At 66.7% G+C, this 402-nt stretch carries 1 pseudogene; it reads right to left on the bottom strand.

The annotated features are described in order from the left end of the window. Positions 1 to 227: 227 nt before the first annotated feature. A pseudogene (locus ACPXCB_RS31575) lies at positions 228 to 402 on the bottom strand (C39 family peptidase); the annotation flags it as partial.

Genomic DNA, 402 nt, shown 5'->3' with positions numbered 1-402 from the left:
CCGTCCGCTACGAAGCCACCGTGCACATCGCCGCGATCAACGAGTGGCTGTAACCGACTTCGACACAGGCCCTAGGCCCCGGCTGCTGCCCTGGGCTTCGGCTTGGCCCCGGCCTGCTTTGCTACGGATGCTGGGTGAAGGTGAAAGACGACGAAAGGGCCGGCCCCTCGTGGGGGCCGGCCCTTGTCGTTGTCGTGTCGCTGTGTGGTGCTTGTCGTTGGTGTGGGTCAGGCGGTGTAGCCGCGGGTGGCGATCCAGTCGGCGAGGTTGTCGACGCTCATGCGGTAGGAGGCCTGGTTGGGGTTGGCGGAGTCGGCGATGGTGGCGGTGTTGCCGTTGTCGCGGTAGCCGACGACGCTGATGTAGTGCCCGCCTTCGAAGGAGTGGGTGGTGCCGTCGGTG

Origin of the sequence: Micromonospora sp. DT62 (assembly GCF_049847285.1) — a bacterium.
Lineage (GTDB): Bacteria > Actinomycetota > Actinomycetes > Mycobacteriales > Micromonosporaceae > Micromonospora > Micromonospora reichwaldensis.
This window is presented reverse-complemented; position numbering and strand designations above follow the sequence as displayed.